This window comes from Shewanella sp. WXL01 (assembly GCF_012263345.1).
In the GTDB taxonomy this organism is placed as follows: domain Bacteria; phylum Pseudomonadota; class Gammaproteobacteria; order Enterobacterales; family Shewanellaceae; genus Shewanella; species Shewanella maritima.
This window is the reverse complement of sequence record NZ_JAAIKQ010000002.1, coordinates 391535-414646: the sequence shown is the minus strand read 5'-3', so window position 1 is coordinate 414646 and position 23112 is coordinate 391535. Positions and strand designations below refer to the sequence as shown.

The window sequence follows — 23112 nt, the reverse complement described above, 5'->3', positions numbered from 1 at the left end:
TTAAAAGGCCGGGGAATGCCTACGGCTTAGTCGTTGAAATACCTGCAGTAAGATTAAAGCGCATTGCCTCTTCAAACGACCAATCCACCTCAATTAAGTCTTGCTTACGCACTAAACTAGTCACTCCAGCCATTTGATAACTAAGCTGAAATAATACTGGCACCCAATCGCCTTCAGGCAGCGCATCAGTTAATGGTTTTGGTGTTTCATCACCCATAATAAAGCCCACTACGTAACCGCCATTAGCTTGCTTAACCAGCACAGTTTGCTGATTTTTAGGCTTATTATCCTTATTCATCAATGCGGCAATGTCGCGAATACTGCCATAAACAGATTTGAACAGCGGAAATTTCATTAACTGACGTTCTATCCAGCCATATAGCCAAACAATGGGACTAACCGAAAAAAGTAAGCCTGCGATAAACACAATCAAGGCGACAAGCGTAAAACCTGCGCCAACAAACGGTGGCGTGACACTCAGACTTTCAAGTAAAAAACGCCCAAGTTCATCAAGTGAGATAAACAACGACCAAAACAGCCAAATCGACAACACCATAGGCAGTAAATTCATCAGGCCGCGGGTTAGTGTCTTTTTCATAGTTATCCTTGTTGGGGAACAGTTGGTAGAGTGCAAAGCACAGCGGCTACGCACTTGTTACTAGCACAAGCATCATAGATGTTAATTCAAAATAGCTTAAGTTGATAAACTTGATAAAGGAAGATGGTTGGCAATAAAAGCGTTAAAGAAACTTAACCAGATACCAGTGGCGACGAAAACGCTCCATCACTAAACCCACCATCAGCCCAACTGCGGTATTAAACAGCAAACACGCCATGGCTGTGGTGAAGATAACGGCAATACAATAAGGCTTACCGTCGATAAAGCGCCGCGACCAGGCAAGCTGAACGCCTGCGACAGCCAGTAATGCCCCCAGAACCGCCATAGGAATAAGCGATAGTGCAGTGGCAATGGCTTCACCCCAAAATGCGGCTATCGCCAAACAGGTTACACCGAAAATCGCTGGCGCAAGATAGGTGCGCGCGCCAAAGTGATGTTGCACCGCCAAGCCACCAGCCCCATGACACATGGCTACAGCGCCAAATGGTGCCAGCAACAAGTTTGCCCAGCCAGAGCTTAATGCAAAGCGTTTAGCGCTGAGTTTCTTCGGGTTGTCTTCAGGGAATTTAGCTTTTGATAATGCTGAAATCGCAATTACAGCGTTGGTTAGGGTAAGTGCTAATTGTGGCAATGCAAGCAGCAGCGCCGCCCTGCTCCAATCAGATTGCTCAGGCCAGCTTAACTGCCAGCTTTGCTCTGCAGCAAATTGAAAATTAGGTAGCATTTGCGAATTCATTTGCCAGATGATCCCCAACAAAATCACCATAGGCATCATTAGAAATGGCAGCGGCGTAAATCGGCTCGCAAGCAACAAACACAAGGCGGATACACCAATTAGCCACATTTCGCTGATCATCGCGCCGCCAATCCAAATCAGCTGCAGTCCAATAGCCAGCTGAATACCAATACTGATCGCAGGCGATATCTGTTTTGCTAACCACTCAATCACGCCGCTATAGGCCAACACTAACAAGGCGATACCCATGATCATGGCGCTAGCTTGTAACATGCCCGGAGAAAAACCTTCAGCAATTACGAGCGCTGAAATCACCTTCATCGGCTGAGTAGGTACAGGCCTTTTGTAAAAAAAAGCACTAAAAAGCGCAAAGCAACCGAAACCGAAAAAGATGCCTTGAGCAGAAAACTCGTTAAGCGCGATCAAGCCTAATATCAGTGGTAAAAAAGTCCCAAGATCAGCAAAAGCCCCGCCTAGCTCGCCAGACAGCTTATTAAATGATTGAAATGGGCTTGGTTGCCGAGTAGAAGCACTCTTAGCCACCGATGTACGCTCGTTTACCACAAATTTTGACCAAACTTAGTTATCATTCTTTAGTGGTAGGAGCAATTTGAGTGCCAATCTAGCAATCTAGATCTTCCTCACATTTTTTGTGGTTACTCGGCGATGTTCTGGTCAAAGTTGACCACTTTCATTAACAATCTCGGGGACAGAGGGACAGTTTGACCATTAGTGAGCGCTAAATTTAGGACAAAGTAACCCATAGGGTGAAATGAGCATACAGGCAAAGCACAAAAGCTTGGAGTAACGAGAGCGATGGGAACTAGGCTGGTTCAATCAAAAATAAACAAACGACTAAGATAAACAAACGAAGTATTACCAATTGGTATAAACAAAAATAGCCTCAAAATTGAGGCTATTTAGTTATATTAGTTCGCTAATAAAGCGAGACTAAAACGTAAGTAAGCGTAAGCTACTCGGCTACACCGCGCTCCATTTCTTCGTATGAGGTATGACGAACGTCTTTACCTTTAACGTAGTAAATAATGTACTCACAGATGTTTTTACAACGGTCACCTACACGCTCAACTGCGCGCGCTGCCCATAATACGTCAAGTACACCGGGAATTGAGCGAGGGTCTTCCATCATGTAAGTCATTAGCTGACGGATAATACCTTCGTATTCTTTATCTAGCTTGGCATCTTCTTTATGCAGCTCTAGTGCTTTTTCTGCATCCATACGCGCCAGCGCATCTAGGGTTGCATGAAGGCCACGTGTTGCATGACGGCCCATGCTTTCAATGCTAACCAGCAGTGGCTCTTGGCTTTTTGAGCGTTTCTCAACAGCCGCTTTTGCAATACGCACACACGCATCACCAATACGTTCTAAGTCAGTAATGGTTTTAGAGATGGTAATGATTAAACGTAAGTCGCTTGCTGCTGGCTGACGCTTAGCAATAATACGAGTACATTCTTCGTCAATTGCCACTTCCATACCATTAACTTTGTGGTCGCCCTCGATAACTGCTTTTGCAAGCTCAGCATCTAAACCGGCTAATGCATCAAGTGCTTGTTCAAGTTGACGCTCAACTAGGCCACCCATGGCCAATACGCGGTTACGAATATCTTCAAGCTCAGTATTGAACTGTCCAGAGATATGCTTATTTGTATTTAAATTTTCCATAAAATTTGTACCTTAAAACTGTGCTCAATCGTTAATCTGGTTAATATCCTGCAGCTCTAAACTCCTGTGGAGTGAGCATCTAACGCAATTAACCGTAACGACCTGTAATGTAATCTTCAGTTTTACGCTTTTGAGGCGTGGTAAAGATGGTGTTGGTGTCAGCATATTCAACCAACTCACCCATGTACATAAACGCGGTTTGATCTGATACACGCGCTGCCTGTTGCATGTTGTGAGTTACGATAACAACCGTGTATTTCTCTTTAAGATCAGAGATTAGCTCTTCAATCGTCAGCGTCGAGATTGGGTCAAGTGCTGATGTTGGTTCATCGAGCAATAGTACTTCTGGCTCAATGGCAATGGCACGTGCAATCACAAGACGTTGCTGCTGACCACCCGATAAACCAAATGCGTTGTCGTGTAGACGATCTTTTACTTCATCCCAAATTGCTGCGCCGCGCAGTGAACGCTCTGCTGCTTCATCTAACTCACGACGGTTGTTCACACCTTGCAGGCGCAAACCATAAACCACATTCTCATAAATTGATTTAGGGAAAGGGTTTGGACGCTGAAACACCATACCTACGTTACGACGTAGGTTAGCTACGTTAATGTTCTTGTCGTTAATGTTTTGACCGTGAAGCAAGATTTCACCATCAATCTTACAGCTATCAACTAGGTCGTTCATGCGGTTGATACAACGTAGTAGCGTTGATTTACCACAACCAGATGGACCAATGAACGCGGTTACTTGCTTTTTAGGGATCTTCATCGACACATCAAACAGTGCCTGTTTTTCACCATAACGTAGGTTAAGGTTGCGGATCTCTAATGCGGTATCCTGTGCTGGCAGGTTAGCCAGATCAACTGTTTCAGTTTGCATTGCAGTTCTATCTATCGAAATCATTTAATTTATCCTCAGGATATCGCTAATTAGTGTTCTAGCGAACGGAATTTTTCACGTAAATGGTTGCGCACGCTAATTGCGGTTAAGTTCAGCGCAACAATAACCGAAACAAGCAAGAATGATGTCGCATAAACTAGCGGTCTTGCTGCTTCAACGTTCGGGCTTTGGAAGCCTACGTCATAAATATGGAAACCAAGGTGCATGAACTTACGCTCTAAGTGAACAAACGGGAAGTTCATATCAATTGGCAAAGTTGGTGCAAGCTTTACTACACCCACTAGCATGAGAGGTGCAACCTCACCTGCTGCGCGCGCTACTGCCAAAATCAGACCAGTCATAATCGCAGGACTCGCCATTGGGATAACAATGCGCCATAGGGTTTCAGCTTTTGTAGCACCTAGTGCCAAGCTGCCTTGACGCACTGCACTAGGAATACGGCTTAGGCCTTCCTCGGTTGATACAATCACAACTGGCAATGTCAAAATGGCTAGAGTCAGTGCAGACCAAATCACACCCGGTGAGCCAAAGGTTGGCGCCGGCAGTGCTTCTGGGTAGAACAATTGGTCAATTGAGCCACCAAGCATGTAGACGAAGAAACCAAGACCAAATACACCGTAAACGATTGATGGTACACCAGCTAAGTTAATTACCGCGATACGGATCATCTTAGTGATTGGGCCTTTCTTAGCGTATTCATGTAAGTAAATTGCCGCGATAACACCAAATGGGGTAACGATTACCGCCATTAGCATCACCATGAATACGGTACCAAAGATTGCTGGGAATACCCCGCCCTCAGTGTTTGCTTCACGCGGGTCATCGTTAATAAAGCGACCTAAGCCGACAAACCAGTGACCGACTTTGCTGACAAAGCCCATACGGTTGACGTAGCTAACTTCAAGTACAGAATCTAGCTTGATGGTGACTTCTTCACCGCGCATGTCGCGGATAACCACAGCGTCACGCGCAGCTTGGTCGCGCAGATCAAACAGTTGCTTCTCTAATACCAGATAATCATCGTTAAGCTTTTTCGCTTGTGCAGCAAAGTCAGCTTTAGCTGCATCAGTTAACTTACCGTCTAGTTCGAACTTACGCTCTTTAAGACGCAGACGCTCTAAGTCATAGTTAATTGAGCCAATGTCACTTTTTTGCAGCGTTAGAGCCTGGTCAGATAAATCAACCGCGCGCTCGATGTGATCATGCAGCGGCTGCTCAATGTTCGACTCGTTAAGGTCTAAACGTTTGCCATCTTCAATTAGCGCAACTGGATAACCGTAAAAGTTACCGTTTTTAGTACGTTCTACCTTGGCGATGCCTTCAGGCTTAGCACGGCTAACGATGTCTGTTTCTAAAATCCAACGGAAATCTAGGCCAACAAACTCACGGTTACCTGTTTTTACTAGGTAACGGTTAACAAACTCACCCGGATGCTCGTTAAACTTGTGACCAGCTGCAATTAAGCGCTCAGTTGGTACTTGCTCACGGTCATAAACTTCACCGATTAGGGTGCTTTTTACGCCATCGCTATCTTCTAATTCCCACTGGTATACATCAGCAGGCCAGAAGTAACTTAAACCACGTGATGCAATTAGCAGTAATAAGCCAATGACGGCAATCAAACTGATACTAACCGCACCACCAGTCATCCAAATCCATGGGGATCCTGATTTAAACCACTTACCCATTGTATAAACCTCTCAAGACCAATGGCGAAATGTTAATGTGTAATCTCATTTTCTTATCCTAAAGTGAGCTGTAACGGTCACGTAGACGCTGACGTACAACCTCAGCAATGGTGTTGAAGAAGAAAGTAAATATGAATAGTACGAATGCCGCGAGGAACAGCACGCGGTAGTGCGAGCTACCAATTGCCGACTCAGGCATTTCTACTGCAATGTTTGCAGCCAACGTACGCATACCTTCAAACACACTCCACTCAAGGATGGCGGTGTTACCGGTTGCCATCAGTACAATCATGGTTTCACCTACTGCGCGGCCAAGTCCCATCATTACTGCCGAGAAGATACCTGGGCTAGCTGTTAACAGCACCACGCGCGTCAGGGTTTGCCAGTTAGTTGCTCCAAGTGCCAAGCTACCATTTGATAAGTGGCGCGGAACCGAGAAAATCGCATCTTCAGCAATCGAGAAGATAGTTGGAATAACCGCAAAGCCCATCGCAATACCCACAACTAACGCGTTACGTTGGTCAAAGGTAATACCTAAATCGTTGGTGATGAACTGACGGGTATCACCATCAAATAGCCATAGCTCAACGCTTGGGCTAATGGTAAATGAGAACCAACCGATGAATGCGATTACAGGAACTAGCATTAGCTCTTGATACGTTTCAGGTAAACGCTGCTTCCAAGAGTCCGGCATGCTATACCAGGCAAATGCAGTAAGTAGGATTGAGAACGGCAACATCACCAGCAAGATAGCAATACCCGGTAGGTGATCTTCAATTAACGGTGCTAACCAAAGACCTGCTAAGAAACCTAGAATTACCGTTGGCAGAGCTTCCATGATTTCAATCGTTGGTTTAACTACATTACGTACTGCTGGGCTCATAAAGTAAGCCGTGTAAATTGCACCAGCAATGGCTAGTGGCACAGCAAATAGCATGGCGTACATCGCTGCCTTCATGGTACCGAACGCCAGTGGCATTAAGCTGAGCTTAGCTTCAAAGTCGTCAGAGCCAGAAGTTGACTGCCATACATATTGCGGCTCTGGGTAACCTTCGTACCACACTTTTTGCCACAATGCGCTCCAAGATACTTCAGGGTGGGTGTTATCCACCGCAAATAAATGCAGCTTGTTACCAGCATCAACCACTAAGCCGTTTGAACGAGGGCTAAAGCCCATTGCTTTAGCACCGGCAATGTTAAAGCGCTCTTCAAGTAAATTACGCTCACTGGTGGTGTAAAGCAGGGTTAAGTCGCCTTCATCACTTAGCACAGCAAAGCTCTTACGGTAAAACTCAGTCGTCATCACGCTAACTGGCTTAACACCTTCAAAGTCACGGATTTTTTGGTAAAGACGACCTTTTTCACTATTTACCTGGAAGTATTGACTGATGTAACCACTGTCGTAACTCACAAGGATTGAGCTTGCACCCGGCAGTAAATCAAGGCCACTCACCTTGGCGTTGCCTTCTTTTACATCGAGTACCTGCAGAAGTTCAATTTCATCGGCGTAACGAATGTCGTAAATAAAGATTTTATTATTGGTCGACATCATCAGCTGGCGATGATCTGGCGTCATGGTTACCTGACTAACTGATTCAGGCGCATCAGCAATTACAGCTTCAACGGCAACCCACTCGACTTCTTCAGTCATCATGTTCTCTTCGCCTTCTTGACGGTTCAAACGCCATTGGCCTGAATCATCTTGATAAGCAAAGCTCATCATGTCGTCGCTGTAATCGAAAATCAGATTGTGGATACCACCATCAGGGTTAACCACAAACGGCTCGCTGCCTAGTAGCTGACGTATCTTAGGAGTGATAACACGTTGGTTGTCCGGGTAGGTTACGCCAAACTCAATCCCTATGACTTGCACTTCACCGCTGCTTAAACCCAGTGCAAAACGTTGTTCAGCTGGCTCAGAAGCTGCGCTGCTGGTTACAGTTACACCTGGCGCTAACTCTGGCTCGTGTGAGCTAATTAGCTGTTTGGTAGTAGCTGAGTAAAAATTAACAACACCGCTAGTTGAAACACGATAAAGCACTTCATTTTGCTCATCGCTACCAACCATTAACGCTGTAGACTCATCCTTGCTCAATTCAATTTGAGTTACGGGTGTAACACTGGCGCCATCGAAGATGGGCTTAATCACATAAAGCAGGTAGAAGAAGATCAATAAAAGCGCCACAAATACCATTGTGCCGCCGATTGTTACTCCAATTTGTGCTGCTTTATCCTTAATTGCTCTGCGACTTGAATAACCATCTATCAATAGATTGTTTTTCGCCGAACCAGGCTGTGTTACCTGACTTTCCATTAAGAACCTCTAATTAATATTCGTTTGCACTGTCGCTATTCGTGTGAACTAAGCGCTTTGAAACTTAACTTTACTGTGTTACCAATAACTATTTATGACAATGAGTTATCGCGTTATCGGTAGACACGATTTTAAGTGGCGAGAATTATATGACGCAAAGATGACAGTATTGTTACAAACAATGAAATATTGGCAAAGGATGAATAGAATATGATGCGATACCTAATCACACTGCAAGCCCCTGATAGAAAAGGATTAGTTGAACAGATTGCCAATTTAATTAGTCGCCATAACGGCAACTGGCTAGACTCAGAAATGCGTCACATTGAAGGCTTCTTTGCAGCAATATTACAAATCGAAGTGCCAGCGGAGCATATTGACGACCTCATTGAAGGCCTAGAATGTATAGAAGGTTTGTCGTTTACTCACGCAAAAGCACAGAAAGTAAGCGAGCCAGATCACACTTTACGCTATCAACTTGTGGCTAATGACCGCCCGGGCATCGTGCTGCAAATCTCTAATCAGCTCAATAGCATAGGGATTAATATCGAAAAGTTCAGCAGTCAATTTGAATCAGCAAGTCACACTGGTATTCCCTTATTTAAGGCAAACTTTGGTATTAGTAGCGCCAAAGCGCTTGATGAAGAACAAATCGAGCAGGCCTTATATACTTTAGGTGATGATGTGCTACTGGATAAATTGAGTTAAAGCGCTTTACTCTCATTGCGCACATTTTGCTATTTATAGAATCGACTGCCCTTGCAGTCGATTTTTCGTTTCAGCAATATTAATCTATCCACGCGATCAAAATGCGAACAATCAAGTTTATTAGCAGATTACCTCTATCTGAATTACTAATGCTGTTCCTTATCTATCAGTGCTATCATTCTGGCAAAATATAAAAACTGGAACGCAAAATGTTAGGCACACTATCCAAACTAAAAACCAGCTTAGATGAGCAAAATGAGGTGCAATATCAACTGCCTGTTGGTGATGAGCTACTTGCACTTAACCCGTATATTGGCAAAAGCCTTACCTTAAAACACACGGGCAATATTTATTGTTGTAGCTGCGGCAAGAAAACCAAGAAAAGTTACTCCCAGGGCCACTGTTATGTATGCATGCAAAAACTCGCCAGCTGCGATATGTGCATTATGAAGCCTGAAACTTGCCATTATGATCAAGGTACCTGCCGCGAGCCTGAGTGGGCGCAAGACCACTGTTTTGTGCCGCACTATGTGTATCTGTCAAACACCTCAGGCATCAAAGTCGGTATTACCCGCCATAGCCAAATTCCAACCCGCTGGATTGACCAAGGCGCAACACAAGGTCTACCGATTTTTAAGGTCTCAACCCGTAAATTATCTGGTCTTATCGAGATTGAACTCGCCAAGTTCATCAATGATAAAACCCACTGGCAAGCCATGCTTAAAGGCCATAATGATGATGTTGATTTGGTCGGAAAAGCTGCGGAGTTAATTCCGTTAATTGAAGATAAACTGCAAGCACTAGCCGCAGAACATGGCGATATGCAAATTGAACGTTTAGATGAGAACATTCAAGCCATTGCTTACCCTATCAGCGAGTTCCCAACCAAGGTGAAATCTCATAATTTTGATAAAGTACCAGAAGTTACGGGGATATTAAAAGGTATTAAAGGTCAGTACCTTATCTTTGATACTGGCGTAATTAACATCCGTAAGTTCGGCTCATACGAGGTTGAAGTTAATCCGTGATTTTGCGAAGCGCTTTATCGCATGAATAAATTAAAAAAGACGCCTATTGGCGTCTTTTTTGATTGAATACTTGCTTATCCCAAACTCAAGCTAAACTTCACTCTTTGGCAGTGAGTTGAGCATCATTCGTGCTAGTTCATCGAAACGCTGCTCTCGCTTTTCAATCTCAGTTCCTGGCTGGGTAAAGCCTTGGGCAAGAACTCGCCAAACAACTTCATTGGTTTGTGGGTGAAAAAATGCCACAAACACTGAGCCTTTTTCAAACTTCTTATCGATTCCCTGAGTATTTAATCCTGCGACTAATCCAGCACGTTTTAGAATTTCAGCGTCAGACATTTCAGATTCAAGTGCGATAGCAAAGCCAACATACAAACTCGCTGGATTGTTGACTTGCCCCTCGCCAGCTGCAAAACGATACCCTTTTTCCTCTAACTCCGCCTTAAAAGAGCGACGCATATGTCTTTGTAATTCGCCCACTTCTTGCGGGTTATGGGTATGGATTCTGTTTACATCTGGATGCCAAGCAAGGTTTTGACCGTGCTGCTGAATAAAATCCTGATCACCAGAAACAACAACTGTTACACGGCTTGTTGGAGAATTATCAACAATTTCCGGCTGGCTAGTACAAGCCCCTAATGTTAACGCCAAGGCTATCGTTATTGCTGTTGTCTTAGCTGTTGTCTTAGCTTTAGCCACACATTTATCAAAGCGGTTTTGCATCGACCAACACTCCCTTCACACTCGTTAGGTATAGAAACATACTCAAGAAACAAATAGATACTTTTTACAAAGTACGCTTAAGCTGAACCAATAGCAAATTGATAAACATTAATACCCTTATAAAGTTAGCGTACGATTTAACTCAGCGCCGTTTTAGTGAAACTCACTCACCTTAGCTATGCCACTCTGTTTTATCAAACCAATGACGTTTACAATGACTCGCTATCAACAAACTTATAATAAACGGGTGAGACTCTATCAATGGAACTGATCGCAGCCATTGCGCTGTTTGCATTTTCTTCAGGTATTACACCAGGTCCCAATAACATTATGCTAATGACCTCAGGGCTCAATTTTGGCATTAAGCGCAGCATGCCGCATATGCTTGGGATCTGCCTTGGCTTCCCTGCAATGGTATTAGCAGTGGGTTTAGGCTTAAGCGCAGTATTTGCTAGCTACCCAATCATTCACTCGATCATTAAAGTTGTTGGTATTGCTTACCTGCTTTATCTTGCCTGGCTTATTGCCAATAGCAGTAGCAAAATGGAAGGCAAGCAAACAGCCAAACCCTTTAGTTTTGTTCAAGCAGCGGCGTTTCAGTGGGTAAACCCTAAAGGTTGGATTATGGCGGTCGGCGCAATAGCCACCTTCACCAACATTGAACAAGCTCTGCAACCGCAAGTAGTGCTTATTGCCAGTGTATTTTTTAGTGTTGCCCTGCCTTGCGCCATTGTATGGCTTGGTTTTGGGGTTGCACTCAAGCGTTTATTAACCGAGCCTCGCCACCAGCGGATATTTAATATTTCCATGGCGCTCTTGTTAGTTGCCTCGATTATCCCTATGGTGTTACCCGCCAATTAACCCAAAGCTTATTGCTGCAAATTTGTAGAGAGTTGTGTATGTCTGCCCCACTACCTTGTGTTGTTGAAACTGAAAACTGGGTCAAATCAGTCATCATGAAGTACAACATTTGCCCCTTTGCCAGACGCGAGGTTGAGCGCAAAACCATTCGCTACCATGCAATAGAACTGACACAGCTTAAGCTTGTGCTGCAAGACTTCATTCAGGAATGTTTGTTTTTAGATGACAACCCACAAGTTGAAACCACGCTAGTGATTTTACCTAGAGGTTTTGAAGGTTTTTATCAGTACTTGGATTTAGTCGATTTAGCCACTGACCTACTGTACGAGCAAGGTTATGAAGGCATATATCAGCTAGCCAGTTTTCACCCTGATTATTGTTTTGACGGGGAGCCGTTTGATAGTGCTAGCAACTATACCAACCGCTCACCTTACCCAACTATTCACATCATTCGTGAAGCGAGTATGGAGCAAGCTCTGGCAGATTATAACGAGCCTGAAACGATCCCAGAGCGCAACATTGCCTTTGCAGAGCGCAAAGGCAGCGAGTTTTTCGTCAAGCTGCTGGAAAAATGTAAAAGCGATGAACAATAAAACCGCTCTAAGACCTATCTTTAAACGGTTTTGACTCCTTTTATGCTGTAAACCAGCGGCACTGGGTTACCCTGATGCAAATACTGGAACACTTCTTTATTAAGCTGCTCATCGCGCTTTGACGTTAGGTTGTCAAAACAATTGTATGGACTGTAATCAAACTCATTGAACTCAACAATGTGAATCCCAGCTTTGATAAGCGCATTAATCACATCGCTAACCGGGTGCGACCAAGTTATCTCGGTTGTTTGGGTATCTCGATTATTCTCGGTGTAGGTTTGATTGACTTCAATATCGGCTTGTTCATCATGGAAATAACGATAGCCATCAAATACGTCATGTATTGGGTGAAACTCGGCAATAAACAGCTCGCCACCCACTTTTAAATGACTTGCGACTGTGCGCGCCCAGCGGTCAATATCTGGCAGCCAACATAAAACGCCATAAGAGGTGAATACCAAATCAAAATTGGCTTTGGCAGTTTGCTCACTTTCATATACATCAGAGCAAATAAACTCGGCATCTATTCCACACTCACTCGCCAGTGTTGTTGCCGCTTCGATGGCTTTACTTGATAAATCAAGCCCTGTCACCTTTGCGCCAAGCCTTGCCCACGACAAAGTATCTAAACCAAAGTGACATTGAAGGTGCAGCAGTTTTTTACCTGCAACACTGCCAAGCGCACCTAGTTCAATTTGATTAAGGCTCGTGTTACCTGCTTTAAAACTATTTACGTCATAAAACTTTGAGTCGAGATGCACCGCAACCTTGCTATCCCATGAATGCTGGTTCACATGCAAATACTGGCTTTGTAGTGGCGTCGCTTGTGTATTGTGACTCATATCTTTATCAATGTTTTGTTTGCGTGCCAAAGGCGATGAAAGTGTGCATTGCCGTCTTTACCCCTAACTTTCAGACACATGGAACTTGCTCACCTGCGCATTTAGCACACTGGCATCATCAAGTAGCCCTGCATTCAATTCGGCAATCTTACTGGCGATCTCTTGAGTGTTCACATACAGCTCGCTTATCTTCATGGCATTACGGTTCACTTCTTCGGAAACCGCTGTTTGCTCATGGGTAGCGGCTGCAACCTGCTCGTTCATGCTGTCGATTTCGCTCACCAGAGAAACAATAATTGATAGCTCTTCGCCTGCATGCTCAGCCTCCGCCACACTTGCTTCAGCTTGTGTGCGACCACGCTCCATGGCCTTAACAGCAATTGCGGCGCCCGATTTTAAACGCTCAGTCATATTTTTAATATCATCGGTAGAGTTTTGTGCCCTTTGCGCAAGGGTACGCACTTCATCAGCTACAACTGCAAAGCCGCGACCTTGCTCGCCAGCACGAGCAGCCTCAATAGCAGCATTTAACGCCAGTAAATTGGTTTGCTCAGCAATGCTGCTAATGACATCCAATATCGCCACGATACCTTGAATATCGTTATCTAGCTGCTGAATAGACTCACCAGCTTCGTTGATCTCATTCGCTAATTGGCTAATTGCCTGACTAGTTTTGCTCACATCCGAATTACCTGTTTGTGCTTCCTTATTCGCTTTAGCTGACGCTTCAGAGGTGCTTTCAGCATGTTGGGCAATCTCATTCACGGTTGCGGTCATTTCAGTCATGGCTGAAGCAACTTGCTCGACTTCGCTATAGCCTGCATCAACGTCTTGACGAAGCGAATAGGTGAACTGATTAATTTGTTCAACCACAGAAACTAACGCGCCGGTCGTTGATTTAACCTGAGCCACAATCCCTTCAAAATCATCCATCATAACGTTAAAGGCTTTAGCGACCTGACCAAACTCATCCTGACTTTGAATGTCCAGCCTTACCGCCATGTCGGCATTCTCACCGGCTGATGTAACCTGCTTTTGCATGTGCTTTAAGTTACGGTGAATATAGTTGGAAATATTCACCGACATGAACAACACAAATGCGGTTAGCAGCACCAAATTGAAGGTGGCAATATACATGTGAGTTTGGGCACTGGATAACTCAGATTTAGTGATATCAATAAGATCAGTTGCGAGCACTTTTTCAAACTCAGTCAGTACACCAATGCGGCGGGTTGATGTGTCAAACCATTGCTCTGGGTTTTGCGACTGAATTTGCGCCACGTCTTGACTAAAAGCAATATCGCGAAAGCGCTGCACAGCTTGTTCAGCATCGCCCGACATGCGTATCGCAAACTCATTGGCTGTGGTAGAGGTTGCTGCAGCATTAAAACGCTCAGCGTAAGTATTTTGCTCAGACACTAAGGTAACAAATTTTTTGTACGCACCAGGTTTAAAGCCTGCATTACCGAAGGTGCTACTCAGTACAGCACGCTCAATACCCGCTCGTTCTTTAAGCTGTAGAAATGCACCAAATGCCTTGATTTTAATGCTCAGTTCACTGATTTGGCTTTGACTTGCGGCGTCATCTACCAACGACAGCAACACGCCATTCATTCCAGTGTAGTACGCCACTTCTTCGGCTAGAGAAATAGTCAGGTTATCTACCTGTTGGCGCACACTAGCAAGGCGGCCTAGCGAGGCATCGACATTACTGAGCTTGTTACCAAACTCACTTGGCAGTTCGTGACTGGCGATAAATTGTTGATAACGGCGGACTTGCTCATCTGTTAATTGTCGCTGCTTAGGTAAACTCGCAGCAAAAGACTGACCTTTTGAGCCAATAAAGCCTGCGCTCATACCACGCTCTTTTTGCAGTTCATGCACCAGTGCACCATTAACCACGGCTAACTCACTAAGCTCAAGTACTGTACTTAATTGGCTTTGACTTTGGTATTTATTAACAACGAAGGTGCCACCATAAAAAACGAAAGCCAGTAGCGGTGGTAAGATCATCAAGGCAAGCTTATTGGACATTTTGATATTGCCAATCCATTGCAATCCCATTTATTACTCCTTTAGTGGTAAAACGTTAACTGACCTTTATTAAGCGTAGACTATGTGTCGATGGGCATATCATCCATCACCTGAATTCTATCTGATTTGCCCATTGGCGAGCACAAAAAATGGAAAAATGTTACACGTACATGTAAATGTAACGGCAACCTAGCAAAGAGCTAAAGTAATAAATACATCATATTTTTATCAAGCGGTATCAATCTGTTGGCTCAGATAATAAAAAACGCCCTTGGAGCAACCAGGGGCGTTTTGGTAAAAGCTTAATCGCTGTGATTAATTGGCAGACTAATTAATACTATAAGTGACGAACTAGCCTTCGATACCTTTACTTGCAAGGAACTCATCATAAGTGCCTTTGAAGTCAGTCACACCTTGCGGGGTGATTTCAATAATACGCGTGGCAAGTGACGATACGAACGCTCGGTCATGGGATACGAAGAATAGCGTGCCTTCGTATAGCTCAAGGGCATTGTTTAACGACTCGATTGATTCCATGTCCATGTGGTTGGTTGGTTCGTCAAGTAGCAAGATGTTTGGCTTTTGCATGATTAGCTTACCAAAGTACATACGACCTTTTTCACCACCAGATAGCACGGTAACTGACTTTTTAATGTCGTCTGCGCTAAATAGCATACGACCTAAAATGCCGCGCACAGCTTGGTCATCATCTTCAGGTTTGCGCCACTGACTCATCCAGTCAAACAGGTTCATGTCGTTGGCAAAGTCAGCTTCATGATCCTGAGCGTAGTAACCAATATTATGATTCTCAGACCATTGGATCGTACCTTCATCTTGCGGGATATCGTGTACTAAAGTACGCAGTAATGTGGTTTTACCCACACCGTTTTCACCCAAGATAGCAACGCGCTCACCCACTTCAGTGATGATGTCTAAATTCTTAAATAGCGTTTCATCGAAGCCTTTAGCTAGGTTTTCAACCACTAGTGCATTACGGAATAGCTTTTTCTCTTGTTCAAAGCGAATAAACGGATTCACACGGCTAGAGGCTTTCACTTCCTCAAGCTTAATCTTATCGATTTGCTTCGCACGTGAAGTTGCCTGCTTAGCTTTAGAAGCGTTAGCAGAGAAGCGAGATACGAACGTTTGTAGCTCAGCAATTTGCGCTTTCTTCTTAGCATTGTCAGACAATAGACGCTCACGAGCTTGCTGCGCAGCCATCATGTATTCATCGTAATTACCTGGGTAAACACGCAGCTCACCGTAATCGATGTCTGCCATGTGAGTACACACTGAGTTCAGGAAGTAACGGTCATGCGAGATGATGATCATGGTGCTGTTACGGGTATTCAGCGTTTCTTGTAACCAACGAATGGTGTCGATGTCCAAGTTGTTGGTAGGTTCGTCAAGTAGCAGAACGTCTGGATCAGAGAATAGTGCCTGAGCCAGTAGCACACGTAGTTTGAAGCCTGGCGCGATTTCGCTCATCAGACCAAAATGCTGGTCAACACCAATACCCACGCCCATCAATAAATCGCCAGCGCGCGCTTCTGCAGAATAACCGTCCATTTCGGCATATTCCATTTCAAGCTCAGCCACGCGGATACCTTCTTCTTCGCTCATTTCTGGCAAAGCATAAATGCGGTCACGCTCTTGCTTAACTTCCCACAGCTCTTTGTGCCCCATGATCACTGTGTCTACAACTGAGTATTCCTCATAAGCAAACTGATCCTGATTCAACTTACCAATGCGCTCACCCGGATCAATAGACACGTTACCGCTAGTTGGCTCAAGCTCACCAGATAAAATCTTCATGAAGGTTGATTTACCACAGCCGTTTGCACCGATCAGACCGTAGCGGTTACCACCGCCAAATTTGACCGAAATGTTTTCAAACAACGGCTTTGAGCCGAACTGCATGGTGATGTTGTTACTATAAATCACAGAGGTTCCTTTATGCGCACTGAGTGCATTAACGAATACTAGGGCCTGTTGATCTTTGCTGATTAGAATTTGTTCGAATTAAAAGCACTTTAATCGCGACGCGAGCGATGACGTCTAGTCACCTACACCTATCGATTTTAAAAAACAGGGCTCACAACAAACTTAGCTTTTTACTAAGAGCGTAGGTGCTTTTAAACGAACCTTTCAGGCAGCGCTTGTTGTCATTTCTACTGCGTTAACGACTTATCATGTGGAATAACCACACATCAAAGTCGTTGCCTTGTATAAATTTCCAACAAGCAGCTGCAAAAATAATCTTGAAAGATTAACAGACCCTAGCTACAAGCATAGCTAATCACACAAAAATGCCTGCTCAATTGCGGATATTTTCAGCTATACAAAAAATTGCCCGCGATTATACATTAGCGCTGCCGTGCTTTACAGCGGCTTATGACGATTAGCGCATCATCAAGGTAAATCACCACGGCCCAGCAACTCTTTGATAACAAGCCAATCTTAGAACTTGCTGCAATCTGTTATCGAACGTGGGCTATACCAACTGGGATAATGAAGTGATCAGAGACTACGCAGGAAAAACCGCTTAGAACAAGGCGGAAATTGCAGCTAGCTAGTTATTCTACCTACAAAATTTCTAACGAAGTTATAAGCGCTTTTAGCCAGTAAGAGTGAGCACATACTTGTGCTGATTGGTATCAATAAACACCATTTTGGTTGCGTACTTTGCCACCGGTGAATAGTGCATACGTACGCATCGATAAACTCATGCTTTGCACTGCATCCCAATGCTCAACCAAATAGCCATTTTCAACCTTCCAGGTATCAATAATATTAAGCCCTTGGCTATCATCGCCGCGATGCTTAGCTTTGAGCGTCGCATGGGAATGAACTGACACATAATCACCATCCACCAGCACGCGCTTTACTTCATAACTAAATTCAGGGGCAATCTTGATGAAATCGCGCAAGGTACTGAGCACGCCATCAATGCCATCTGCCATAGTGCGATTATGCTGCTTGTAAGGCTTACCTGCATAGCGCGCAGCTAAGCTATCAAAGTCATGCTCGTTCATCAGCTGTTGAATAAACGCGATTACAGCGTTGGCATTGGCTTTGTCCTTATCACTCCAGTGTGTTTGTTCAAAATCTGCTGCATTAATTAGCGGGGTACTCATTTCTCTCTCCTAGAGTAAGTCACGACACTATCGTTAACTTTCAAAATGCAAGTTAAATTATTAGCTTTTATTTTGCAAGTTAATTATTATGAAGATCGAAACAAACTTATCTCTTGTATCTATGCTTTCTATGCTTAATGAGGCGAACGAATGACGCAACGCTCCGACTGCCCTATCTCTACCCTGCTCGACTTTGTTGGTGACAAGTGGAGTTTATTGATTGTGCGTGACTTGATGTTCTTTGGTAAAAGCTCGTTTTCAGAGCTGCAAAACTCAGATGAACGGATGGCGACAAACATTTTATCTAGCCGACTAGAAAAGCTGGAACAGGATGATTTAATCCAAAAACAAACTGACCCAAATGACAGACGCAAGAAGATTTATAAGCTTACCGAGCAAGGTAAATCGCTACTACCGATTTTGTTGGAAATGATTATTTGGAGCAGTAAGCATGCCCAAGAAACGAATTTGCCAGAACAATTATTAGTGCTCGCAGCAACAGACAGAGAAGGCTTAATTGCCGATTTGTTGGCAAGACTAGAACAGTAGCACAAACTGAGGCGAACAAAGCCACGACGCGAAAGGAACTGCACCCTGCTAGCTCCATGCTAGTTCTATGATAAGTCAGGCTATAAAGCGGAGCGCTTGCAGTAAGTAACTTTTTTGAAGATCTGTGGGTTTCATGGTGATAGTCGCAACATCATCAAAGAGCGTCATCAACTTACGTACTATCAATTGGTTTAACTGGGCTTTTTGCGTCTGGGTTCAACCCTCGATAATCATGTCGTTAATATGGATGAAGCTGTCACCTTTGTTATCTGACAACGGCCCAATCAAAAAGTGTCGATAAGGCGTCAACCTGACTTTAACATCGCTTTCATTGAATAGCTCTGACTCAACTGCGCCTTGATATACAAGCTCTACTACAGAAACTGGCGGGGGTTGTTCTAATAAGTTCTCGCTAATCTCGATAACAAAATGAGGCATTGAATACTCCTAAAAATAACTTGTTAGTTTTTATTGCAGGGCAATAATTACTATCCATTAATCTCTAATAAGCCCTTTGCGAGCAACTCGACACACAAAACAACTTTGACTGGATGAATAATCACTGGTACCTCGCCTAATAGCTTTACACTGACTAATTCAGCGCTGGAAAATTCTCTTGTGAGTTCAGGGTTTTCCTCATCTGATACTTTTTGATGAACCTTGAATACATAATAAATTTCATTTTCATCTGTTTGGGTAGATGAAATAAGCTCGAGCTCTCCCAATATTTCCCCACCAAAAACACCTGAATTAACGCGGTACATCTCAACAAAATAGTACGTCAATAGTTGTTCAAGTGTGGTTTCTTCCAGTTCTTCTTGCGTTAGGCCTTGCTCCACAAGATCAGACTCGAGTTCTTGCCTGTACTCGCTAGAGAGCTTTCCTTCATTGACCCTGCACTGCAAAAATTCCGCAATAGTTAAATGACTTTGTAGACTAAACTGCTCCACTCCAATGTACTGATGCATAGCATCATAGTTTTGGGATAATAAATCTCGAAGGTAGTTTATTGCTAGGCTTTCCGCATCTGCTTTATAGCTCATGTTCATTCCTTGATTCGCAAATCGTTATCAGAACAACCAAAGCTACACCAATATAATCAACGGATAAATAGCTATAAAAAACAATTATTAACAATGAGCACTAATATTATTGCGCTAGCTCAGAAAACTTGGCTCCAGTAAGTTTGGCTAAATCATCTGGGCTTAATTCAATTTCTAAACCTCTGCGCCCTGCACTAACATAGATTGTGTTCTGTTGTTGCGCTGACGCATCGATAACAGTTTTTAAACGCTTCTTTTGCCCAAGAGGACTCACGCCACCCAACACATAGCCAGTTGAGCGTTGCACTTCGCTTGGCTCAGCCATGTTTGCCTTTTTCGCACCAACAGCTTTGGCAATGAGTTTCATGCTGAGCTTGGCATTGACAGGAACAATACCGACAACTAGCTCCTTACTATCAAGACTAACTACCAGAGTTTTGAACACCTGCTCAGGTGCTAACCCCAACTTTTCAGAAGCTTCTAGACCATAAGACTCACTGCTAGCATCATGCTGATACTCATGCACTTTATGGGATATTTTAGCCTTTTTTGCGAGATTAATTGCAGGTGTCATAGTGTCCTTAAAAGCGAGTGCGGGAAATTTAATTAAACATTAATCAAGTTAACGGCTTTGTTCAAAACGCTTGAATAACAGCGGTAATGCCCGCTCGCGCCAAAAGTCTGTACATATTGCACCACTCGACATACCGCCATGAGCAAAGTCTTCGACATGTATAGTTTCATCCAAAGACATAGGGCGACCAGTAAGCTCTATAAATGCCGACTCGATTAAATGCTGCAGTTGCTCAATATCTTGCGGCATATCTACAGAATCAAAATGTACCTGCATAGCTTGCCACAAGTAAGGATCACCTCTTAATCCCCATTGCTCTGGGTGAGGGTTAAATAAATCACTTAGCTTCATAAATTGACCTTGTTGATGACATTAATTTACTCAAACTTCATTAGCCTGGAAAAACTGGAAATCGTTGTCAATGATACGATAGTGATGGCTTCAGAGACACAAATGCCCCATAGAATGGTACCCGAGACCAAACTGCTCTTTATAAACCAAAGTGGCACGCCTTGTTTTCAACAAGAGCGCGAGGGATTTTAAGTCTCAAAATTTTACTATTGCTATAAACGCAAAAAAGCCTCTGCATTGCAGAGGCTTTATGCACCATATAATGGTACCCGAGGCCAGACTTGAACTGGCACGCTTATTCAGCGAGGGATTTTAAATCCCTTGTGTCTACCGATTCCACCACTCGGGCAAACTGTTAAAGTAATAACAGAAAGTCAGTACTTTGAAATGTTTGCTTCACTTACAACTCACATGAACGTGTGTCGCTGTGAACGAGTGCATACTTTACTGATTTTTTTACCGCAATCAACTAAATAGTGAAGATTTAAGCTTAATTGCAGCAAAAAACAGCGATATCCAGAGCTTTAACGCGTCAGCTCAGCATAGTATCGCCTAAAGCAACCGATAAAATTAGCGTTTACGGCTTCACTGGCGTTAAACCTTTTTCGCGTTCATCGACAGCTTCATCCAACTCAAAGCCACTTTTAACCCAATTTGTCGCTTCTTCTACACTAAATTTTGCTTTGGCCCACTCTTTCGCAGCATCAACGCTAAACTTCGCGTCAACCCAAGCTTTTGCTTCATCAGCAGCAAAGCCATTTTTACTCCATGTTTGCGCTCCTGCAGCGTCAAAACCTGCAGATTTCCAAGCTGAGATCTGTCCTTCAGACATACCCTCCCAGGTTGGACTAGATGCACAGCCAATTAAAATCAACCCTAATACCATTGCAAAGTATTTTTTCATGTGAAGTCCCTTATTTACGCCAGAAAAAGTAACTTCATTAACCCTAGTTCAGCACTTTGATTTCGCAAATGTTTATTATTAATCAGCGCAAGTATGTGAACACACTTAACTGCTAAACTGGCCTATCACTTATTTGGAAATTATAGTTATATTACATATAGATAGCTACAAACTCTGTCTTATAACAAGCGATTATCCTGCGCCATCTCTGATCACTAATTTATTGCGCTAGGTATAACAACAAAGCACAAAAAAAGTCGCACAAAGCGACTTTTTATATTTATGGCTATTCATAACCCTATGAACACAGTTGCGTATTAACTACGCTGACGAGTTGGCTTTTTGCCACCAGTCACCTTGTGCTTGCGTACTGCGCGGCGAATTTTAGCGCTTTTCACTTTAGCACGTGAAACTGAGTGCTTGTCAGTACCAAGGAATGAGCGAGTTTCAGGCTCTAAACCTGCAACCTGACGTAGGTAGTTGACCTGCTCCATGGTTAACTCAGTCCAGCCACCACGAGGCAGTGATTTAGGTAATTCAATCATGCCATAACGCACACGAATTAGGCGGCTAACTTGCACTTCTTGCGACTCCCACAAACGACGAACCTCACGGTTACGACCTTCATGCAGAGTAACATGCCACCACTGATTAATACCTTCACCACCCGCAGCTTTAACACTGTCGAAGTTAGCAGGGCCATCTTCTAGCATGACGCCTTGGCGTAGGCGCTGCACTGCAGCCTCTGGCACTTCGCCAAATGTACGTACAGCGTATTCACGCTCTACTTCATTCGACGGGTGCATTAAGCGGTTCGCTAACTCACCATCTGAGGTAAACAGCAGCAAACCTGAGGTGTTAATATCCAAACGTCCTACCGCTACCCAGCGTGAATCACGTACTTTAGGTAGTCGGTCAAATACCGTAGGGCGACCTTCCGGGTCCTTACGAGAACAAATTTCACCTTCAGGTTTATGGTAAGCCAATACGCGACAAACAACGTCATCAGCTGATTTGATTGATACCGCGCGGCCATCAATTCTTACTTTTGCATCTGATTCGATACGATCGCCAAGTTTAGCGATTTCACCGTCAATACTAATTCGACCTGCAGCAATCCATGCCTCCATCTCACGACGGGAGCCATGGCCTGCACGGGCCAAGACTTTCTGCAATTTTTCACTCATTAGTTGACTCTTCTATTGTAGTTGGCGGTGCCTCTGACTCTGCATCATTTGCAGGCTCTGGTGCTTGTTGAGCACGCTCAAACATCGCCTGTAGTGACTCAATGTCCGACAGCGGAGGTAAATCTGCTAATCGGTTTAAGCCAAAGTAAGATAAAAATGTATTGGTGGTGGCATACAAGGCGGGTCGCCCTGGCACGTCTTTATGACCAACTACTTTTACCCAATGTCTATCAGCTAAGGTTTTTATGATGTGACTGCTGATCGCCACCCCTCTTATTTGTTCAATATCGCCGCGTGTTACTGGCTGGCGATAAGCAATAACGGCAAGAGTTTCCATTACTGCTCGAGAATACTTAGGTGCTTTTTCTTGCCACAGTGGCTGCAACAGTGGATTAAGCATTTCCAATGTTTGAAAACGATAGCCAGATGCGACCTTCACCAACTGTACGCCGCGCTCTTGATAATCTTGCTGTAACTCATTAACTACAGCCTGAATGCGTGCGCGCGATACACTAAAACCAGCAAGTACAGTTTCACGCATGAACTTAATGGTCAGCGGTTTGCCAAGCACAAATAGGCTGGCCTCGATTAATTGCTTTAGCTGCGTATCACTAATTTTATTATTGTCAGCCATGA

At 44.0% G+C, this 23112-nt stretch carries 23 protein-coding genes and 1 tRNA gene; 5 read left to right on the top strand and 19 right to left on the bottom strand.

The features are described from left to right. Positions 1 to 19 precede the first annotated feature (19 nt). The 6 genes from G3R49_RS07025 to G3R49_RS07000 all read right to left on the bottom strand — a co-directional run bounded on the left by G3R49_RS07025 (position 20) and on the right by G3R49_RS07000 (position 7945). The gene (locus G3R49_RS07025) at positions 20 to 598 is read right to left on the bottom strand and encodes a DUF502 domain-containing protein (RefSeq protein WP_130597631.1); all 579 of its coding nucleotides are present in this window, start codon (positions 596 to 598) and stop codon (positions 20 to 22) included. Between the two features lie 142 nt (positions 599 to 740). After that, the gene (locus G3R49_RS07020) at positions 741 to 1898 is read right to left on the bottom strand and encodes a putative sulfate/molybdate transporter (protein ID WP_167869140.1); all 1158 of its coding nucleotides are present in this window, start codon (positions 1896 to 1898) and stop codon (positions 741 to 743) included. Between the two features lie 430 nt (positions 1899 to 2328). Next, positions 2329 to 3039, bottom strand: coding sequence for a phosphate signaling complex protein PhoU (phoU, locus tag G3R49_RS07015; RefSeq protein WP_130597632.1), 711 nt, complete (start codon positions 3037 to 3039; stop codon positions 2329 to 2331). Positions 3040 to 3127: 88 nt separating this feature from the next. Next, entirely contained in the window at positions 3128 to 3946 is an 819-nt protein-coding gene (gene pstB / locus G3R49_RS07010; RefSeq protein WP_130597633.1) for a phosphate ABC transporter ATP-binding protein PstB, read from the bottom strand. Between the two features lie 26 nt (positions 3947 to 3972). Then, positions 3973 to 5631 carry a phosphate ABC transporter permease PstA gene (gene pstA / locus G3R49_RS07005; RefSeq protein WP_167869139.1) on the bottom strand — a complete coding sequence of 553 codons (1659 nt, stop codon included), beginning with the start codon at positions 5629 to 5631 and terminating at the stop codon, positions 3973 to 3975. A gap of 58 nt (positions 5632 to 5689) precedes the next feature. Then, complete coding sequence (locus G3R49_RS07000) at positions 5690 to 7945, bottom strand: ABC transporter permease subunit (RefSeq protein ID WP_167869138.1); 2256 nt, start codon at positions 7943 to 7945, stop codon at positions 5690 to 5692. Between the two features lie 210 nt (positions 7946 to 8155). On the opposite strand from G3R49_RS07000, the gene G3R49_RS06995 reads away from it, so the two are divergent. Continuing rightward, a complete protein-coding gene (locus G3R49_RS06995; protein WP_167869137.1) occupies positions 8156 to 8653 on the top strand; it encodes a glycine cleavage system protein R in 498 nt (165 codons plus the stop codon). A 209-nt stretch (positions 8654 to 8862) separates the two neighbouring features. After that, the gene (locus G3R49_RS06990) at positions 8863 to 9681 is read left to right on the top strand and encodes a DUF2797 domain-containing protein (protein WP_167869136.1); all 819 of its coding nucleotides are present in this window, start codon (positions 8863 to 8865) and stop codon (positions 9679 to 9681) included. A gap of 90 nt (positions 9682 to 9771) precedes the next feature. On the opposite strand, the gene G3R49_RS06985 is transcribed toward G3R49_RS06990, so the two are convergent. Then, on the bottom strand, positions 9772 to 10401 hold the full coding sequence (locus G3R49_RS06985) for a DUF4136 domain-containing protein (protein ID WP_167869135.1): 630 nt from the start codon (positions 10399 to 10401) through the stop codon (positions 9772 to 9774). Positions 10402 to 10662: 261 nt separating this feature from the next. Between G3R49_RS06985 and G3R49_RS06980 the strand changes: the two genes are divergently transcribed. After that, on the top strand, positions 10663 to 11262 hold the full coding sequence (locus tag G3R49_RS06980; RefSeq protein WP_167869134.1) for a LysE family translocator: 600 nt from the start codon (positions 10663 to 10665) through the stop codon (positions 11260 to 11262). Between the two features lie 38 nt (positions 11263 to 11300). Beyond that, positions 11301 to 11855 (top strand): DUF1415 domain-containing protein, encoded by a 555-nt coding sequence (locus tag G3R49_RS06975; protein WP_167869133.1) that lies wholly within the window; start codon positions 11301 to 11303, stop codon positions 11853 to 11855. Positions 11856 to 11875: 20 nt separating this feature from the next. Here the strand turns inward: G3R49_RS06975 and G3R49_RS06970 are convergent, their stop codons facing one another. The 4 genes from G3R49_RS06970 to G3R49_RS06955 all read right to left on the bottom strand — a co-directional run bounded on the left by G3R49_RS06970 (position 11876) and on the right by G3R49_RS06955 (position 17868). Continuing rightward, positions 11876 to 12697 (bottom strand): bifunctional 2-polyprenyl-6-hydroxyphenol methylase/3-demethylubiquinol 3-O-methyltransferase UbiG, encoded by an 822-nt coding sequence (locus G3R49_RS06970; RefSeq protein WP_167869132.1) that lies wholly within the window; start codon positions 12695 to 12697, stop codon positions 11876 to 11878. Positions 12698 to 12760: 63 nt separating this feature from the next. Next, entirely contained in the window at positions 12761 to 14761 is a 2001-nt protein-coding gene (locus G3R49_RS06965; protein ID WP_130597642.1) for a methyl-accepting chemotaxis protein, read from the bottom strand. Positions 14762 to 15082: 321 nt separating this feature from the next. Continuing rightward, the gene (locus tag G3R49_RS06960; protein ID WP_167869131.1) at positions 15083 to 16675 is read right to left on the bottom strand and encodes an ABC-F family ATPase; all 1593 of its coding nucleotides are present in this window, start codon (positions 16673 to 16675) and stop codon (positions 15083 to 15085) included. A gap of 713 nt (positions 16676 to 17388) precedes the next feature. Next, the gene (locus tag G3R49_RS06955) at positions 17389 to 17868 is read right to left on the bottom strand and encodes a nuclear transport factor 2 family protein (protein WP_167869130.1); all 480 of its coding nucleotides are present in this window, start codon (positions 17866 to 17868) and stop codon (positions 17389 to 17391) included. A gap of 150 nt (positions 17869 to 18018) precedes the next feature. Between G3R49_RS06955 and G3R49_RS06950 the strand changes: the two genes are divergently transcribed. After that, positions 18019 to 18417, top strand: coding sequence for a helix-turn-helix domain-containing protein (locus G3R49_RS06950; RefSeq protein ID WP_167869129.1), 399 nt, complete (start codon positions 18019 to 18021; stop codon positions 18415 to 18417). Between the two features lie 216 nt (positions 18418 to 18633). Here the strand turns inward: G3R49_RS06950 and G3R49_RS06945 are convergent, their stop codons facing one another. The 8 genes from G3R49_RS06945 to scpB all read right to left on the bottom strand — a co-directional run bounded on the left by G3R49_RS06945 (position 18634) and on the right by scpB (position 23110). After that, positions 18634 to 18855 (bottom strand): 5-carboxymethyl-2-hydroxymuconate Delta-isomerase, encoded by a 222-nt coding sequence (locus G3R49_RS06945; RefSeq protein ID WP_167869128.1) that lies wholly within the window; start codon positions 18853 to 18855, stop codon positions 18634 to 18636. Between the two features lie 50 nt (positions 18856 to 18905). Beyond that, positions 18906 to 19460 carry a hypothetical protein gene (locus G3R49_RS06940; RefSeq protein ID WP_167869127.1) on the bottom strand — a complete coding sequence of 185 codons (555 nt, stop codon included), beginning with the start codon at positions 19458 to 19460 and terminating at the stop codon, positions 18906 to 18908. A gap of 106 nt (positions 19461 to 19566) precedes the next feature. Continuing rightward, positions 19567 to 20034: a Cys-tRNA(Pro) deacylase gene (gene ybaK, locus G3R49_RS06935; protein WP_167869126.1), complete on the bottom strand. Its 468-nt coding sequence runs from the start codon at positions 20032 to 20034 to the stop codon at positions 19567 to 19569. Between the two features lie 48 nt (positions 20035 to 20082). Then, complete coding sequence (locus tag G3R49_RS06930; protein ID WP_167869125.1) at positions 20083 to 20385, bottom strand: MobA protein; 303 nt, start codon at positions 20383 to 20385, stop codon at positions 20083 to 20085. A 263-nt stretch (positions 20386 to 20648) separates the two neighbouring features. Beyond that, positions 20649 to 20734: transfer RNA gene (locus tag G3R49_RS06925), tRNA-Leu, on the bottom strand. 228 nt (positions 20735 to 20962) lie between these two features. Continuing rightward, positions 20963 to 21289, bottom strand: a complete 327-nt coding sequence (locus tag G3R49_RS06920) for a hypothetical protein (protein WP_130597648.1) — start codon at positions 21287 to 21289, stop codon at positions 20963 to 20965. A gap of 317 nt (positions 21290 to 21606) precedes the next feature. Next, a complete protein-coding gene (rluB, locus tag G3R49_RS06915) occupies positions 21607 to 22476 on the bottom strand; it encodes a 23S rRNA pseudouridine(2605) synthase RluB (protein WP_130597649.1) in 870 nt (289 codons plus the stop codon). After that, positions 22469 to 23110 (bottom strand): SMC-Scp complex subunit ScpB, encoded by a 642-nt coding sequence (gene scpB / locus G3R49_RS06910; RefSeq protein WP_167869124.1) that lies wholly within the window; start codon positions 23108 to 23110, stop codon positions 22469 to 22471. The genes rluB and scpB overlap by 8 nt, the downstream gene beginning before the upstream one ends. Positions 23111 to 23112 lie beyond the last annotated feature (2 nt).